Genomic DNA, 16,559 nt, shown 5'->3' on the forward strand with positions numbered 1-16,559 from the left:
CCGTGACCGGGCGCACGATACATTCACCGCATCCCTGTGCACTGGGCGCAGGGTGCACGAGGGGATCGATCGCACTATGTGGAGCAATTTCTGGGACATCATCTGGCTCTTCTTCTGGAGCTTCGCGTTCATCGCCTACCTGTTCGCGCTGTTCGCCATCATCGGTGACCTCTTCCGCGACCACAAGCTCAACGGCTGGTGGAAGGCAGTGTGGATCCTGTTCCTGATCTTCGTGCCCTTCCTCACGGCGCTGGTCTACCTGATCGCGCGCGGACCGGGGATGGCCGAGCGCAGCCAGAAAGAGGCCAAGCAGGTTCAGCAGGCCACCGACAGCTACATCCGCACGGTCGCCGCGGCCAGCCCGGCCGACGAGATCGCCAAGGCGAAGGCTCTTCTCGACGCCGGCACGATCACGCAGGAGGAGTTCGAGCACCTCAAGGCCCACGCGCTGGCTCACAACCCGTCCGCCTGACCGCACGTCGGTTCACCTGACCTGACGTGACCACCAACTCCGGTTCTCCGGCGCCGCGCGACACCGCGGCGCCGGAGAGTCGAGTCCGGATCCGCCCGCTGGCGGGTCTCACCGCCAAGAACGCCGTGCGCGAGATCCTCGCCGGCGTCACCCTCCTCGCGATCGCGGTGCCGCTCAACATCGGCTACGCCCAGATCGCCGGGCTCCCGCCGACGGCCGGCCTCTACGCCCTGGTCGTCCCGGCGATCCTCTACGCGCTGACCGTGTCGTCCCGGCAGCTCGTCGCATCGCCGGATGCCGCAGCCGCCGCGCTCGTCGCCTCCTCGCTCGGCGGGCTCGCCGTCGCAGGCGGCAAGGACTACATCACGCTCGCGCTCGCGCAGGCACTCATCGGCGGCGTGCTGTTCCTGCTCTGCTCCTTCTTCAAGCTGGGCTTCCTCGCCAACTTCCTCTCCAAGCCGATCCTGATCGGATTCGTCGGGGGCCTCGCGCTCGACATCCTCGTGAGCCAGGTGGCCAAGATGCTCGGGGTCAAGATCGACAGCGGCGGAGAGTTCGTCGACAAGCTCGGCGGTCTGTTCGGCGGCCTGGTGACGCTGAACGGCTGGTCGCTCCTCATCTCGATCGGCGCGCTCATCGTGCTGCTCGGCGGTCGCCGGATCGCGCGGGCGGTTCCGTGGGCGCTCGTGGTTCTCATCGTCGGCACGATCGTCGTCGTCCTCACCCACGCGCAGAAGGCGGGCGTCTCTGTGCTGGGAAAGGTGGAGGCCGGTCCTCCCACGTTCACCTGGCCGGTGATCGCGTGGACGGAGTGGCTCACGCTCATCCCCTCGGCCATCGCCCTGACGCTCGTCACCATGGGGGAGGGGCTGCTGGTCTCCCGCTCGTACGGCGAGAAGCGCGGCTATCCCACCCGTCCGAACCGCGAGCTCTTCGCGTTCGGCGTCGCCAACCTCGGCGCCGGCGTCACCGGCGGCTTCACGGTCGGCTCGTCCACGTCGCGTACGGCCGCGATGGACCAGGCCGGCTCCCGCACGCAGCTGCCGACGCTGATCACCGCGGTCGGCACTCTCGCGCTCCTGATCTTCGGCACCGCGCTGCTCGAGGACATCCCGTCGCCCGCCATCGGCGCGATCGTCGCCGTCGCCGTGGTGCCGCTGCTGGGCATCCCGGACCTGATCTCGTTGTGGAAGCAGGACCGTTTCGAGTTCGTCATCGCGGCCGCCTGCTTCCTCGGGTCGCTGCTGCTCGGGCCGATCGCGGGCATAGTGATCGCCTTCGTGCTCGCCGTGATCAACGTGACCCGCCGCGCCGCGAATCCCGCCATCGACACGCTCGCAGCCGACGGTGACCCCGGCAGCTCGCTGCTCGACGAGGCGCCACCCGGCGAGCCGACGGCGCCGGGCGTCGTGGTCATCCGCCTCGCGGCGCCGTTGTTCTTCGCGAACAGCTCGCCCTTCGAGCAGGCGGTCAAGCGTGCGGTGCGCGCGGCAGACGCGAAGCATCTGGTGCTCGACATGGAGGCGGTGACCGACGTCGATGTGACGGGGGCGGACGCCTGGCGCGCGCTGCGGGAGTGGCTCGAGAGCCGCAACACCGACCTCGGGCTCACGCGGCTGCGGCCGGGGCTGCGCGAGCGGCTGCAGCACCTGGAACTCATCGACGGAGTGACGATCTACGACACCAACCGCAGCGCGCTCCAGGCGCTCGCGCCGTCGGCGACCTGACGCGACCTCCAGGGAGCCGAACGTGCCTACCGGAGTTGACTGTCCGGTTGACGTCGATGTTTACTCAAGTTGTCACCGGCGTGTCGCTGCACGGAGTTAGGGGCCGTTTCGGCGGCGCCGGCGTCTTACCCGATGCCGTGTGGGAATGGCCATCCGCCATTCCCACACGACCTGGGCCGCAGGCGGCTAGGCGGGCGGCATCTCCAGCACGGCTTTGCGCCGCGGCACCGGATGCGCGGCCCGCTCGTTGGCGGCGCGCACTTCGTCGAAGCGGAACAGCTCGACCTCCGGAGGGGTGAGCGCGCCCGAGGCGAGGTCGGCGAGACCGGCATCCGGCGATATGCGGCGCGACGGGTGGCGATGAAGAGCGGCACCGAGCACACGCGCTCCCGCGGATGCCCCCAGCGCCGGATGCTCGACCTGAACCCGCCCACCGCCGTATCTGCGCGTTCGCGGCCCGCGCGTCCGGTGAAGGCTGTTCGTACGACGATTCCCCGCGGATCGACGGCATCGCGCACCGCGGCCGCCCCGGTGTGGTCGATCGCCGCGCTGACCCGGCCGCCGACGGCATCGCGGAGAACGCGGGCCCAGTCGGGGTCGGTGTAGTCGACGACGACGGAGGCGGACGCGCGGGCGGACTCCGCTGATCGCGCCGATGCGGTGCCGGCGATCCGGATGCCGGCGCGCGTCGCCTGTTGCGCGGCGAACGATCCGACAGCGCCGGTGACGCCCTGGATGAGGAGCCAGTCCCCGCTCTGCGCACCGGTGAGATGCAGCGCCAGGCCTGCCGTGAGCAGATCGAGGGGAGCGGTCGCCGCGATCGGGGAGGTCAGCTCATCGGGCACGCGCACCAGGAGGGACGGGGAGACGACGAGTCGCGTGCTGTGGGTGCGCATCCGGGGCAGGCAGAATGCGACGCGCATCCCGGGCCGCAGACCGAGACGCTCGGCGTCTTCGCTGCCCGTCTCGAGAACGCCGACCCCGTCGTAGCCGGGGGTGAAGCCGGCACGCGGCTGCAGCAGGTAGCCGCCGCGACGAGCCAGCACGTCGGTCGCGCCGACGGACGCGTGTGTGACGCGCACCACCACGGCTCCGTGACGCGGCGCCGGGAGGCCCGCGGACTCGATCACGAGAACGTCGGCCGCGCCGAAGGCCGTGACCCGCACCCGTCGCGTCGTCGTCATCTCGCGCCGCATTCGGTGAGGGGTCGCCCGGGATCGCTCATTCAGCCGGCGCGGCGCTCGAGCAGACCCGAGCGTTCGGGGTGCGCCTCGAACCAGTCGGCCACATACCAGCACATCGGCACGATGCGGAGGTCGGTGGTGGCCTCGATGTCGTTCACCGCGAACTCGACGAGCTGCGCGGCTAGTCCCTGCCCGCGTCGGGCGGGAACCGTGAAAGCCCTGGTCAGCGAGATCGCCGAGCCCAGGATGCTGTAGTCGAGCACCCCCGCCAGCTCGCCGTCGATGTGCATCGCGTAGCGGCTCGCATCGGTCTCGTTGCTGAACTCCGTGCTCATGCGCCAATGGTACGTCCGTCGCGTCGTGAGGCAACCCGATGTATGGTGAAACTCGTGGGATCCCGACCCGCACCCTGGGGATTCCGCGTGTTGCATACCGCGTACCCGAGCCACAGCAGGCCAGGCCGCGCCCGTCGACCGACGGAGCGCGAACCGAAGTTCCTGGAGCCGTTGTGACCATCGCATCCCCGATGCCCTCCCTCTCGCCTGCCCACGAGGCCCTGCTCGCGCAGGTCCCCATCCGTCCCCACTCCGTGATCGACGCCGAAGTCATCGCGTACGAGCACGAGGGGCTCGCCCTGGAGGGCTACCTCGCCCGCGACGTGCAGGCCGACGAGCGCAAGCCGGCCGTGCTGATCCTGCACGACTGGCACGGCGTCGGCGACAACGTGCGGATGCGCGCGCAGATGCTCGCACGGCTCGGCTACGTCGCCTTCGCGGCGGACCTCTACGGCGCCGGTGTGCGCCCGACGGGCGACGACGCATCGGCCGAAGCGACGAAGTACTACCGCGATCTCCCCCTGCTGCGTTCGCGGGTGTCGGCCGGGTTCACGACGCTGCTGCAGCATCCGGCTGTCGACCCGGCGCGTCTCGCCGTGATCGGCTACTGCTTCGGCGGGACGGCCGCGCTCGAGTTCGCGCGCACGGGTGCGCCCGCCCGTGGCGTCGTGTCGTTCCACGGAGGTCTGGTGACGCACGATCCGAGCGATGCGGGTGCGATCGCCGCGTCGCTGCTGGTGCTCACGGGCGCATCCGACCCCGTGGTGCCGGATGACGCGGTGGTGGCCTTCGAGAACGAGTTGCGGGCGGCCCCGCACGTGGACTGGCAGGTGACGAGCTACTCGGGCGCGCCGCACGCGTTCACGATCCCGGGAACCGACCGCTACCGGCCGGTGGCGGATGCCCGCAGCTGGCGGGCGATGGTGTGCTTCCTCGACGAGGTGTTCGCGTAGCCGCCGCCCGCAGGGAGCGGCGAGGCTCGTTGCCGCAGTGGCTTTCGGCTCAGCGCAGAACGGCGTAGCGCTGGTGCGTGGCGGCCGCGGTCTGGGTGGTGGCCAGCGGCATCAGCTCGACGCGGTGCAGCGGACCATCCTCGAAGAGACGGGTGCCTTCGCCGAACAGCACGGGCACGACGTGCAGTACGAGCTCGTCGACCAGACCCGCTCGCAGCGCGGCGTCGGCCAGGGTGGGGCCGCCGGCGATGCACACGTCGCGGCCCTGCGCCGCATCCCGCGCCCAGTGCACGGCCGTCTCGAGCCCTTCGGTCACGAACGTGAAGGTGGTCGCGCCGCGCACCAGCACCGGTTCCGCCCGGTGGGTCACCACGAAGGCCGGAACGCCGAACGCGCCGTCTGGCCCCCACAGGTCGATGCCGACATCGAACATGGTGCGCCCCATGACGAACGCACCGGTGCCCTCGAACATCGCGGCGGCCGCGGCCGCATCGATCCCGTCGGGCTCTCCTGCGCGCGCGGGCGGATCGTCGATGTCCTGGTCGCCGCCCATCCCGATCCAGCGGTGCAGCCGGCCGCCGCCGATGCCGAGCGGGTGCGACAGGCCGACCTCCGGACCGGCCGCGACGCCGTCGAGCGACACCGTCATATCGATGAAAACAGTCATCATCGACCTCCCCGCCCCAGTCTGGCGCGGGTCGCACGTCGGCGGTACCCTCCTGCCATGGAACATCCGCAGCTCTTCGACGCGGGCGACCGGCTGGTCGCGCGGGTGAGGGGGCTGTGCCTGCGGCTGCCGGAGTCGGTGGAGGTCGAGGCCTGGGGCCGCCCGACGTTCCGCGCGGGCAAGAAGATCTTCGCGATCGTCGGCAGCAGCATGGACCGCCCGAACACGGTCGTGTTCAAGCCGGACCCGGAGGAGGCGCGGGCGCTGCGCGAGGACGAACGCTTCTTCTCGCCCCCGTACTGGGGACCATCCGGCTGGCTGGCGGTCGACCTCGACACCCGGGACGCCGACTGGACCGAACTCGCCGAATTGATCGAGACGTCGTACCGCCAGGTCGCGTTGAAGCGCCAATTGGCGGTACTCGACGGCGTCATGTAAGCTCTAATCCGGCCCGCGAGCGTATCGCATCAGGCCATTGCGCCCGTAGCTCAACGGATAGAGCATCTGACTACGGATCAGAAGGTTGGGGGTTCGAATCCCTCCGGGCGCACACTGGTTGAGACAGTAGAGAACGGCTCGCGAAAGCGGGCCGTTTTCGTTTGGTGCCGTCTCCCGCATGATTGTCCCCTCGCCGCATGGTTGTCCACAGGCGATCGTCGTGGCCGGCGCCGAGTGGTCACCAATTGTCGCCGCACGGGTCGAAATCGTGCTCCGCGCGACAATTCGCGACCACTCAGCGCGGTGCGAGTGGAGGAGCGGGCTCGGGCACCGGCGGCCGGTCCGGGTGACAGGCGCGTAGACCAGGGACCTCGGCTGCGCATCCCGGCCGCGGACCTCGTGCACGGCGCCGGATCCGAGCCGATGGCTGCCCTCAGACCGAATATGTTGTTGCCGCTGCGCGAGACGGAACCACATCTTGTGGTCGACCCGATCGCGGCGGAGGGAGCGGATCGTGAGCCCGATCGACCAGGAGAAGCAGACTCGCGTCGGCGCGGACGTGAGCGCGGGGGACGTGGAGCGGCCGCCGCTCTCGGTGCTCAAGCGCGATGGGAGACGATTGCCGTTCGACGACGCGCGCATCCGGTCGGCGCTCCGCCGGGCGTTCGGCGCCGTCTACGGTCCGCCGCTTGCGCTCCACGAGCTCGTGCTCGACGAACTGGTCGAGAGCATCGAGGCCGAGATCGCGGATCGCTTCGGGGGCAGTGACGGAGCCGGAGGCACCGGAGCCGGACGCACTGGCGCCGCCATCAAGATCTACGAGATCCAGAACGTCGTCGAGCACGCGTTGCTGGAGTCGGGTGAGTACGCCGTCGCTCAGGCGTACATCGACTACCGCGTGCAACGCGACCTCGCGCGCAGCAGGGCGACCGACGTCAACCAGTCGATCGGCCGGCTGCTGGAGAAGGAGCAGGCGGTCGTCAACGAGAACGCCAACAAAGACAGCGACGTCTTCAACACGCAGCGCGACCTCACGGCCGGCGCCGTCGGCAAGGCGATCGGGCTGAGGATGCTGCCGCCGCACGTCGCGAACGCCCACACCAAGGGCGATCTCCACTACCACGACCTCGATTACCACCCCTACGCGCCGATGACGAACTGCTGTCTCATCGACTTCGACACGATGCTCGCGCAGGGCTTCCGCATCGGCAATGCCCAGGTGGACCCTCCGCGCTCGATCCAGACGGCGACGGCGCAGATCTCCCAGATCATCGCGAACGTCTCCTCGAGCCAGTACGGCGGCTGCTCCGTGAACCGCATCGACGAGCTGCTCGCGCCGTACGCGGCCATCAACCGCGCAAAGCACCAGGCCGACGCCGAACGATGGAACGTCGATGAGGAGCAGCGGAACGCGTACGTCGAGGAGAAGACGCGCAAAGACATCTACGATGCGATGCAGAGCCTCGAATACGAGATCAACACGCTGTTCACGTCCAACGGGCAGACACCGTTCACGTCGGTCGGCTTCGGGCTCGGCACCGGCTGGCTGGAGCGCGAGATCCAACGCGCGATCCTGCAGATCCGCATCCTGGGGCTCGGCGGTGAGCGCCGCACTGCGATCTTCCCCAAGCTGATCTTCACGCTGAAGCGCGGCCTGAACCTCGAGCCGTCCGATCCGAACTACGACATCAAGCTGCTCGCCGTCGAGTGCGCGACCGAGCGCATGTACCCGGATGTCCTCAGCTACGACACGATCGTGAAACTGACCGGCGGCTTCACGATGCCCATGGGGTGCCGCTCCTTCCTGCCGGCCTGGGTGGACGACGAGGGCAGGAACGTGGTCGAGGGCCGGATGAATCTGGGCGTCGTCACGCTCAACCTGCCGCGCATCGCCCTCGAGGCGAACGGTGACCAGAACGTGTTCTGGAGCCTGCTCGCCGAGCGGTTGCAGACTGTGCGCGACGCCCTCGTCTACCGGGTGCAGCGGTGCGCCGAGGCCGTCCCGGCGAACGCCCCGATCCTCTACGTCCACGGCGCCTTCGGGCGACGGCTGGCGCCCACCGACGAGGTCGATGAGTTGTTCCGCGACGGCCGCGCGACGGTGTCGCTCGGCTACATCGGCCTCTACGAGACCGCGACCGCGTTCTACGGCGGCCGGTGGGAGAACGACCCCGAGGCCAAGGAGTTCACGCTCCGCGTCCTCCGCCGGCTGGCCGACAGTGCCGCGAAGTGGACAGATCGCTACGGCTACCGGTTCTCGGTCTACTCCACGCCCAGTGAGAGCCTGACCGACCGGTTCTGCCGCCTCGACGCGGCCCGGTTCGGCTCCGTTCCCGACATCACCGACAAGGAGTACTACACGAACAGCTTCCACTACGACGTGCGCAAGAACCCCACGCCGTTCGAGAAGCTGGACTTCGAGAAGGACTACCCGCCGTATGCGTCGGGAGGGTTCATCCACTACTGCGAGTACCCGGTGCTCCGCACCAATCCGAAGGCGCTGGAGGCGGTGTGGGACTATGCCTACGACCGGATCGGCTACCTGGGCACGAACACCCCGATCGACCGCTGCCACCTCTGCGGCTTCGTCGGCGACTTCTCGCCGACAGCGCGCGGCTTCGCGTGTCCCGGATGCGGCAACACCGACCCCCGCAGCTGCGACGTGGTGAAGCGCACCTGCGGCTACCTCGGCAATCCGCAGCAGCGACCGATGGTGCACGGGCGCCACGTCGAGATCTCCTCGCGTGTCAAGCACCTGACCGTCGACTGACCGCCCGTGGTGCGCGTGCCCGAACCGGGCCGATGGAGATCCGAGAAGGTCAGCCACGGCTACGTGGCCGACTACAAGCCGTTCGTCATGGTCGACGGCCAGGGTGTGCGCTGCAGCCTGTACGTGAGCGGCTGCCTCTTCGGATGCGAGGGCTGCTACAACGAGGCCGCTTGGAGTTTCCGCTACGGCCGGCCGTACGACGACGAGCTGGAAGAGCGCATCCTCGTCGATCTCGCCCACGAGGCCGTGCAGGGGCTCACTCTGATGGGCGGCGAGCCGTTCCTCAACACGAGGGTGTGCCTGCGCCTGCTGCATCGGGTGCGCGAGCGGTTCGGCCGGAGCAGAGACGTGTGGTGCTGGAGCGGCTACACGTTCGAGCAGCTCCTGGCCGAGGGTGCCGCCGGGCGCGCCGACACACTCGCACTGCTCGACGGCCTCGACGTGCTGGTCGATGGTCCCTTCCTGATCGAGCGGCGTGACCTGAGCCTGGCGTTCCGCGGCAGCACCAACCAGCGTGTGCTCGACGTGCCCGCGTCTCTGGCGGCGAGGCGGCCGATCGTCTGGGCGGGCGCCTCAGACGCACGTCGCAGCGACGCGGATGCCGGCTCCTCGCCGAGCGACCTCGCACCCACGGTCTCCCACGCCGATCGCGTGGCCCGACGGGCGCTGCTGTGAGCCGGAAGTCCGCATGACCGGCGAGCGGGGCCCGCAAGGTCGGCGGCCCCTGCGAGACTTCTCGTCGTGCCAGAATCCAGACGTGCCGTGCCCTCACGACGCCGTTCATCGAAGGCGCGGGCCCTCGCCGGCTGGCTGAGCTTCGCCGTTCTCGCCGTGGTGGTCGTCGGCGCCGCGAGCAGCGGACTCGTCGGCGCCCCGACGGCCGATCCCGGGACGGCCGATCCTGCGACGTCCGCTCCCGCGACGTCCGCTCCCGCGTCGACCGACTCCGCGACGTCCGTGCCGACCCCGACCCCGACAAGCCCGGATGCCCCGGCGGCGGGTGGCACCGCGCTCGCACTTCTGCAGACCCTGCCGGTCAAGGGGCGAGCGCCCAAGACCGGGTACGACCGCGTGGGCCGCTTCGGAACGGCCTGGACGGACGTCGACCGCAACGGCTGCGACACCCGCAACGACATCCTCGCCCGCGACCTGCGTCCGGCCGTGAGATCGGGGTCGTGCCGGGTGACCTCCGGAACCCTCCACGACCCGTACACCGGAAGGACCATCGCCTTCGTTCGCGGCAGCACCACGTCCGTCGCCGTGCAGATCGACCATGTCGTCGCGCTGATGGACGCGTGGCAGACGGGTGCGCAGCAGTTGACGCAGAGCAGGCGGATCGCGCTGGCGAACGATCCGCTGAACCTGCTCGCGGTCGACGGGCCGACGAACGAGCAGAAGAGCGACGGCGATGCGGCGACCTGGCTCCCGCCCAGCACAGGCTATCGGTGCGCCTATGTCGCGCGGCAGGTGTCGGTGAAGGCGGCATACGGCCTCTGGGTCACGCAGGCCGAGCGCGACGCGATCGCGCGGGTCCTCGCTCGCTGTCCGTCCCAGCCGGCGCTCGGGCGCTGACACCCGCCGCCTTGCGCGCTGCGGATCAGGCGCGGCGCGCGACCGCCGGGGCGTGCACGATCTGCAGGAGGGCGGCGCGCAGGGCATCCGGATCGTCGACCTCAGGGAAGACCGTCTTCTCGAGGCCGAGGGATCGCTGCCAGATCGCGGCGCCGCTGTGCGTCATCCGGATGATGTGGCGGCGACGGTCGGCGGCATCCGGAACGCGCTCCACCAGGCCCTCGCGCTCGAGCCGGTCGACGGTGCGCGACATGGTCTGCGCTTCGACGCGTGCGTGCCGGGCGAGCTCCGCCTGCGTGGTGACGCCGGACTCGAGCAGTTGCAGCACGATCAGGCCGGCGTGCGTCAGTCCGAGCTGTTCGAGGGCATCCGCCCACGCCCGCTCGACCAGCCGGGCGGCCGTCGAGAGCAACCGGCCGGACGACCAGTTCTCGGGGACGTGCACGCTCTCGACCGTCGGGGGGACGGCCTCGGCAGATGTCATGCGCTCATCGTAGACGCGCTCACCGAGCGCCGGCGCCCCCACCCCTCAGACCGGAACGGACTCCTCGGCCAGGAACGGCTCGTGCCGGTATCCGGTCTCGTCGAGCACCACGACCGTCGACTCCGGCACCTCGCGGAACGCGCCTGGCAGATCGTTCAGCGGTTCGGAGACCACGACCTGCGCGCGGCTGCCGAAGATGTTGAGCCGGTCGATGTCCGGGTACATCTCGCGCAGGGTCGGGATGTCGACGGAGTGGAAGAGCGAGCGGGTGCGGCCCTGCGACGAGTACCGGAACGCCCAGATGGTCGTCCCGTCCGCCACCGCGACCGTTCCCTGCATGGGGAACGCGATGCCGTTGTCATGCCCGACCTTCTCGACCAGCCGGATGGCCGTGGTCATCGCGGCGATCGGGTCCTCCATCAGGCCGAAGGTGAGGGCCAGGTGGAAGAGCACTTCCGAGTCGGTCGTGCCCATGACATGCGGATAGAGCGACGGGTCGATCGCGAAGGTCAGTTCGCGCTTGGTCTTGTGGAAGTCCGCCAGGGCCCCGTTGTGCATGAACAGCCAGTTCTCGTACCGGAACGGGTGGCAGTTCGTCTGCTGGATCGGCGGCCCGGCGGCCGCTCGCACGTGACTGAAGAAGAGCGGACTCTCGATCGCCTCCGTCAGTTCACGCAGGTTCGTGTCGTTCCAGGCCGGCTCCGTGCTGTGGAAGATCGCCGGCTGCGTGCCGGCGTCCGGCCCGCTCGGATACCACCCGAACCCGAATCCATCCCCGTTCACGGTCTCGGCGCCCAGCGGTGAGTTCAGCGACTGCTTGACGAGGGAATGCTGGGCATCCAGCACCACCGTCGACGGCTTGAGCGGTTCCCCCGAATACGCCAACCAACGGCACATATGGACCATCTCCTCGGGAGCGACCTCGACGCCTGCTCCCTTACGCGACCGACCCTAGTACCGGGCTCAGCGCACGTCCATCACCCGCGACGGGTGAGATGCACCCCGGAGGCATCCCAGTAGTTGGGATGTAATATCCAGAAGATGCCCGTACCTGTGATCGACACGATCAGTCCGCGCCGGCTGATCCGCGACGAAGTCTTCGAGCGTCTGCTCGATGCGATCGTCGGCGGAGACCTCCTGCCGGGCGAGCAGCTGGTCGACAGCGAGATCGAGCAGTGGATCGGCGTTTCCCGCACCCCGGTGCGCGAGGCTCTGAATCAGCTCGCCGCGATGGGACTCGTGGAGATCCTGCCCCAGAAGCAGACGAGGGTCACGCCCGTGGATCCCGCGCGGATCAGCGCGCTCGCCGACATGCTCGCGACTCTGGCCGGCGCCGCCGTACAGGATGCGACTCCACTTCTCACCGACGCCGACCGGGAGGCGCTCCGCTCCACGGCGAAGAGCCTGGCGGCTGTGGCGGATCCGGCGGCTCTCCTGCGCGGCCAGCTCGCCGACGACTCCACGCTCGCCCTCTTCCTCCGACGCCTGGACAATCGCGCGATCGCCCGGCTGGTGGCCCGCCACACCCCCGAAGTGCTGCGTGCGATCAACGTCGGTCATGCACCGGATGCCCCCGCACGAGCGCTTCCCCAGCTGACCGCGATGATCGGCGCAGCGCTGGACGGCGACGCCGCCGCGGCCGCCCGGAGCGCCTCCGCGTTCTGGTCCGACGGGATAGGGGGCGCCGCCGCGGCCGCGCAGGCACCGGCGGGAGGAGAGCACTGATGCCGCTTCCCACGCGCAACTCCGCGCCCCTCGAACGCCGGCTTCTCCGCGACATCGTCTACGAGCGCATCTACGCCGGGATCATCGATGGAACCCTCGAGCCGGGGGAGACCCTTCTCGACGAGACCCTCACGACGTGGCTCGGCGTCTCCCGTACCCCGGTGCGCGAAGCACTGATGCGGCTCGCCGACATCGGGCTGGTCGAGATGGCGCCCAACCGGTACACGCGCGTCGCCCCGCTCGACCTGCGGGCGATCGACGAAGGCGTCGCGGCCGCGGGCATCCTGTTGGAGCAGGCCGTGCGGCGGGCGGTGCCGCACCTCGGGTCGCCCGAGATCGCGGAGCTGGCACGACAGGCGTCTGAGGCGAAGACGAACGCGAAGGCGGGAGACGGGGCGGCGCTCGCCCGCGCCGTCGACGGCTTCTTCTTCGAGTTCGAGCGCGCCTCCGGCGACGCCGTGCTGCTCGCCGCCGCCGAGGGTCTGCGCCCGCAGGTGCTCCGCTACGTCACGGTGTGGACGCGCCCGTTCGACGTCGACAATCTTCCCGCGGAGCTCGATCGGATCGTCGCCGCCGCGAAGGAGGGCGACGCAGAGGCCGCCGCCCGGCTGGTGGGCGAACTGTTCGGGGCGAGCCGTCGCCAGTTCCTCGACGAATACCGCCGCACCGACGTCGACATCGACGCGAACCCGCTCAATTGATGTTCCCGACCCCTTCGTGGGAGCGACGGAGCGCCGCGACGTACGCCGCGATGGTCGAGCGGACACACGGTGCGTCACCGGCGTCGATCGCCTGTCGCAAGTCGGCCACGAGCGTGCGGCGTTCGTCGGCGGCGATGTCGAGTCGCACGCCGAACCGCCCGGCGATCGCCGGAACGTAGAAGTCCCCGACCAGCGGGGCGAGATGAACGCTCACGGTCGAGAGGGCGACGCGGTTGCCGGAGCGGCGGAGAATCCCACAGCACAGGGTGACGAACGCGCGCACATCCGATGCTGTCGCGCGTGCGGTGAGCAGATCGGCCGCGGCGTCGTCGAATTCGCCTGACCCGTCATGCGCGGACGGAACCATGGCCATCGCGCGCTCGCCGGCCGCCTCCGCAAGGGTGCCGATCATCTCGGCGCGCTCGAGCATGTCGCCGGGTGTCCAGTGCGCGACCGCCGTGCGACTGTTGCGCGCGACCGTGACGAGGTCGACGAGCACCAGCCGGGAGACGGCCTCCCGCACCGGCGTGCGCGACACGTGCCAGCGCGACGCCAGGTCGTCCACCCGGATGCGCGTGCCGGGTGCCAGTTGCCCGGTGATGATCATCCGGCGGAGCGCCTCGTAGGCCGACTGGGCGAGCAGCCGGGTCGAGAGCTGTTCGAGCGGAGCGTTCGTCATCGGACCGGCCGGCCGGGAGGGAGACGCCGGTCGTCGGCGACGAACCGGTGGCTCTGGTTGTAGAGCTCTTCGCGCCGCCCGACTTCGGCGGAGACGGCTTTGCCGATCATGTGCGACCACGAGTCGTCGGTCTCGACGACGCGCGTGTGCTCGTACGCCGCGCGGGCTCTGGCGCGCAACTCCAGGTCGAGATAGAACGTGACGGTGGTCCGGTCGTCCGGGACGCTGTGCCCGGGGTGATTCTGCTGATGCATGACGGGTCCTCGAGGTCGGCGGTCCAGCGACGAACGTATCCGCCGCGCGGCGCTCGTGCGCGTCGACGGCGGGTGGGCTCCGGGGTGATCCGCCCCAGTGTCCGTGTCCGCTCGTGCGGTGCGTGTCACCCGTAAGGGAAGTCGCCGAAGCGGCCCCGCAACCCCTAAGCTCTCGATGTTTCTGTTGCTTACAAAGGGGGATGCATGAAGGTCTCGAAAACCGGTGCGGGAATCGTCTTCGCGACGATCATCGCCGGACTGCTGGGGGCGACTCCGGCGATCGCATCGGAGGAGCCGACGCCGCACTCGACGTCGACTCCGTCGGGACCATCTGCTCCGGATGCCCACATGGGCGACTATTCCGCCTCCCGGTTCGTCGATCAGGCGGCTCAGCTCCCCGATGACCTGGTCTCCGCCGTGCAGCGCGACCTCGGGGTGACGCCGGAGCAGTATCTGGCCACCGCCGCCGCGACGGTCGACGCGGGACAGGTGATCTCCGACCTCACGGGCGACGGCGTCCACGTTTCCGATGCCAGGCTCGACGGCACGCAGCTCGTCGTCGACGTCGCCACGAAGCACGACGTCGCCTCCGTGACGTCGCGCGGGGCGGACGCCGTCGTCGGCAGCGGCGCCGGTCGTGAGGTCTTCAGCGGCAAGAAGTTCACCGCGCTCGCCGACCTCGTCAACGGCACCGGATGGGCGTTCGTCGACGGTCCGTACTGGGACCTCTGCTCGATCGGCTTCAACGGCTTCTCGGTCTCCACGGGAGCCTCGCAGTTCGCCACCGCCGGCCATTGCCTGCGCACGGCGAGCAATCAGTCCTCCCCGCTCCCGACTCCGTTCATGCTCACCCAGCCGACCGCGGGATCGACCTCTCTGCGGGCAGGTTCTCCGATCGGCTCGATGATCGACGCCAGCTTCGAATTCGGGGGCGGCTACGACTCCGGACTCGTGGCCGTCACGAACAAGGCGCTCACCCCGAAGCCGCGCGTCGCCACGTGGGGCGGCGGCAAGGGCGCTCAGACCGCAGGCTCGCCCGTGGCCGTCTACGGGCAGACCTCTGCCGTCGCCGGCACGCTGTTCTGCAAGTCGGGACGTACGACAGGGTGGACGTGCGGCAAGGTGACCGACGTCGATCAGTACGTCGACGTCTACGACGACAACGACGTCGCGCACACGGTGAACGCGTACATCACCACCGCCTGCGCTCTGCCCGGCGACAGTGGCGGATCGGCGATGGCCGGCAACTACGCGATCGGTGTGCTGTCGGCGAGCGATGCACCGAATGGCACGAAGTCCTGCAGCTCGGCGATCCACTCCGCATTCTTCCCGATCATCGGGCAGTACGAGAGCATCGCCGATCAGCAGCCCGACTGGGAGCTCGCGGTCTCTTTGAGCACCCCGACGGTCTTCGACCCGTCCGGCGTCGTCTTCACCGGACACGGCCTGCAGGGAACGCTGCCGAACGGCATCCCCGGCGACACCGTCTACCTGTACCTCGACGGCGCGTCCTCCCCGACCTCGCAGGTGGCCATCGCGAAGGGCAGCACGGCGTTCAGCCTGCCCCTGACAGGTGCCGCGCGCGGCAAGCACACGTATCGCGTCGTCGCCGGCTGGGGCGTGCGCAGCCGTTCCACGGCCGTCACCGGCACCGTCACCATCGCCGCGACGCCGGCGGTCGACCGGATCGCCGCCGCCGACAGGTACAGCGAAGCGGTCGCGATCGCGAACGCCGGCTACCCGACGACGGCTGACGTGGTCTACGTCGCGAGCGGCGAGACGTTCCCGGATGCTCTGAGCGCCGCCCCTGCAGCGGCAGCGGGCAAGGGACCGCTCCTCCTGACGGCCAAGAGCACCCTGCCGGCGAGCGTCAAGGCGAAGATCGCCACCCTCTCACCGGCGAAGATCGTGATCGTCGGCGGCACCGGTTCGGTCTCCGCCGCGGTCGAGAAGACGCTCAGCGCGATCGCCCCTGTGAAGCGCTACGCCGGTGCCGACCGCTACGCCGCCTCCCGCGGCCTGGTCGACGGGGTCTTCGGCAAGACGGGGGTTCCGACCCTGTACCTCGCCACCGGCTCCAACTTCCCGGATGCGCTGTCCGCCGGCGCCGCAGCGGGTTCGACGGGCTCCGCTGTCCTTCTCGTCAACGGCGCCAAGCCGACGCTCGACGCCGCCACGCTGGCGCTCATCGCGAAACTGCACCCGGCCGCCATCCGGATCGCGGGAGGCGCCGGATCGGTGTCGGCGGGCATCGAGAAATCGCTCGCGGGCAAAGCGGCTTCGGTGAAACGGCTCGGAGGCGCAGACCGCTATGCGGCATCGCAGACGATCAACACCGATGCGTTCCCGGCAGCGTCGAAGGTCTACGTCGCCAGCGGTGTCGTGTTCCCGGACGCCCTCGCCGGTGCAGTGCTCGCGGCCAAGGGCGCGGCGCCGCTGTACGTCAGCCAGACGAACTGCCTGTCCGCCGGGATCATCGCGGGAATCGCCCGCCTCGGTGTCGGTTCCGTGACCCTGCTGGGCGGGACCGGTTCGCTGACGGCCCGGGTGCAGTCGCTGACCTCCTGCACCTCGTAGCCCAGGACTGACCGCATCGGC

At 69.7% G+C, this 16,559-nt stretch carries 17 protein-coding genes and 1 tRNA gene; 11 read left to right on the forward strand and 7 right to left on the reverse strand.

Features of this window, described 5'->3' with window-relative positions; genetic code table 11:
- Positions 1-76: 76 nt before the first annotated feature.
- On the forward strand, positions 77-472 hold the full coding sequence (locus PKE84_RS09360) for an SHOCT domain-containing protein (RefSeq protein WP_271176962.1): 396 nt from the start codon (positions 77-79) through the stop codon (positions 470-472).
- 26 nt (positions 473-498) lie between these two features.
- The gene (locus PKE84_RS09365; RefSeq protein ID WP_271176963.1) at positions 499-2,199 is read left to right on the forward strand and encodes a SulP family inorganic anion transporter; all 1,701 of its coding nucleotides are present in this window, start codon (positions 499-501) and stop codon (positions 2,197-2,199) included.
- Positions 2,200-2,324: 125 nt separating this feature from the next.
- Here the strand turns inward: PKE84_RS09365 and PKE84_RS09370 are convergent, their stop codons facing one another.
- A complete protein-coding gene (locus PKE84_RS09370) occupies positions 2,325-3,383 on the reverse strand; it encodes a quinone oxidoreductase family protein (RefSeq protein ID WP_271176964.1) in 1,059 nt (352 codons plus the stop codon).
- 41 nt (positions 3,384-3,424) lie between these two features.
- The gene (locus PKE84_RS09375) at positions 3,425-3,718 is read right to left on the reverse strand and encodes a GNAT family N-acetyltransferase (protein ID WP_271176965.1); all 294 of its coding nucleotides are present in this window, start codon (positions 3,716-3,718) and stop codon (positions 3,425-3,427) included.
- Positions 3,719-3,891: 173 nt separating this feature from the next.
- Between PKE84_RS09375 and PKE84_RS09380 the strand changes: the two genes are divergently transcribed.
- A complete protein-coding gene (locus PKE84_RS09380) occupies positions 3,892-4,671 on the forward strand; it encodes a dienelactone hydrolase family protein (protein ID WP_271176966.1) in 780 nt (259 codons plus the stop codon).
- Positions 4,672-4,720: 49 nt separating this feature from the next.
- Here the strand turns inward: PKE84_RS09380 and PKE84_RS09385 are convergent, their stop codons facing one another.
- Complete coding sequence (locus tag PKE84_RS09385; protein WP_271176967.1) at positions 4,721-5,338, reverse strand: dihydrofolate reductase family protein; 618 nt, start codon at positions 5,336-5,338, stop codon at positions 4,721-4,723.
- Between the two features lie 57 nt (positions 5,339-5,395).
- Here PKE84_RS09385 and PKE84_RS09390 point away from each other — a divergent pair, with 57 nt between their 5' ends.
- The 5 genes from PKE84_RS09390 to PKE84_RS09410 all read left to right on the forward strand — a co-directional run bounded on the left by PKE84_RS09390 (position 5,396) and on the right by PKE84_RS09410 (position 10,118).
- Positions 5,396-5,776 (forward strand): MmcQ/YjbR family DNA-binding protein, encoded by a 381-nt coding sequence (locus PKE84_RS09390; protein ID WP_271176968.1) that lies wholly within the window; start codon positions 5,396-5,398, stop codon positions 5,774-5,776.
- 39 nt (positions 5,777-5,815) lie between these two features.
- Positions 5,816-5,888: transfer RNA gene (locus PKE84_RS09395), tRNA-Arg, on the forward strand.
- Positions 5,889-6,290: 402 nt separating this feature from the next.
- Positions 6,291-8,546: an anaerobic ribonucleoside-triphosphate reductase gene (gene nrdD / locus PKE84_RS09400; RefSeq protein WP_271176969.1), complete on the forward strand. Its 2,256-nt coding sequence runs from the start codon at positions 6,291-6,293 to the stop codon at positions 8,544-8,546.
- A 6-nt stretch (positions 8,547-8,552) separates the two neighbouring features.
- Positions 8,553-9,221, forward strand: a complete 669-nt coding sequence (nrdG, locus tag PKE84_RS09405) for an anaerobic ribonucleoside-triphosphate reductase activating protein (RefSeq protein ID WP_271176970.1) — start codon at positions 8,553-8,555, stop codon at positions 9,219-9,221.
- 66 nt (positions 9,222-9,287) lie between these two features.
- A complete protein-coding gene (locus tag PKE84_RS09410) occupies positions 9,288-10,118 on the forward strand; it encodes an HNH endonuclease family protein (RefSeq protein ID WP_309297484.1) in 831 nt (276 codons plus the stop codon).
- A gap of 25 nt (positions 10,119-10,143) precedes the next feature.
- Here PKE84_RS09410 and PKE84_RS09415 read toward each other — a convergent pair whose 3' ends face one another.
- Together PKE84_RS09415 and PKE84_RS09420 are read right to left on the reverse strand one after the other, a co-directional pair.
- On the reverse strand, positions 10,144-10,602 hold the full coding sequence (locus tag PKE84_RS09415; RefSeq protein WP_271176971.1) for a MarR family winged helix-turn-helix transcriptional regulator: 459 nt from the start codon (positions 10,600-10,602) through the stop codon (positions 10,144-10,146).
- Between the two features lie 45 nt (positions 10,603-10,647).
- Positions 10,648-11,499 (reverse strand): class II glutamine amidotransferase, encoded by an 852-nt coding sequence (locus PKE84_RS09420; RefSeq protein WP_271176972.1) that lies wholly within the window; start codon positions 11,497-11,499, stop codon positions 10,648-10,650.
- A 144-nt stretch (positions 11,500-11,643) separates the two neighbouring features.
- Between PKE84_RS09420 and PKE84_RS09425 the strand changes: the two genes are divergently transcribed.
- On the forward strand, positions 11,644-12,327 hold the full coding sequence (locus tag PKE84_RS09425; protein WP_271176973.1) for a GntR family transcriptional regulator: 684 nt from the start codon (positions 11,644-11,646) through the stop codon (positions 12,325-12,327).
- Positions 12,327-13,028 (forward strand): GntR family transcriptional regulator, encoded by a 702-nt coding sequence (locus PKE84_RS09430; RefSeq protein ID WP_271176974.1) that lies wholly within the window; start codon positions 12,327-12,329, stop codon positions 13,026-13,028. Before PKE84_RS09425 ends, PKE84_RS09430 begins: the two co-directional genes overlap by 1 nt.
- Here PKE84_RS09430 and PKE84_RS09435 read toward each other — a convergent pair.
- On the reverse strand, positions 13,021-13,707 hold the full coding sequence (locus PKE84_RS09435; protein ID WP_271176975.1) for a GntR family transcriptional regulator: 687 nt from the start codon (positions 13,705-13,707) through the stop codon (positions 13,021-13,023). The two genes, PKE84_RS09430 and PKE84_RS09435, sit on opposite strands and share 8 nt — an antisense overlap.
- Entirely contained in the window at positions 13,704-13,961 is a 258-nt protein-coding gene (locus PKE84_RS09440) for a ParB family protein (RefSeq protein ID WP_271176976.1), read from the reverse strand. Before PKE84_RS09440 ends, PKE84_RS09435 begins: the two co-directional genes overlap by 4 nt.
- Before the next feature lie 204 nt (positions 13,962-14,165).
- On the opposite strand from PKE84_RS09440, the gene PKE84_RS09445 reads away from it, so the two are divergent.
- The gene (locus PKE84_RS09445; RefSeq protein ID WP_271176977.1) at positions 14,166-16,538 is read left to right on the forward strand and encodes a cell wall-binding repeat-containing protein; all 2,373 of its coding nucleotides are present in this window, start codon (positions 14,166-14,168) and stop codon (positions 16,536-16,538) included.
- Positions 16,539-16,559 lie beyond the last annotated feature (21 nt).

It is taken from the genome of Leifsonia poae (genome assembly GCF_027921845.1).
Taxonomy (GTDB): Bacteria; Actinomycetota; Actinomycetes; order Actinomycetales; family Microbacteriaceae; genus Leifsonia; species Leifsonia poae.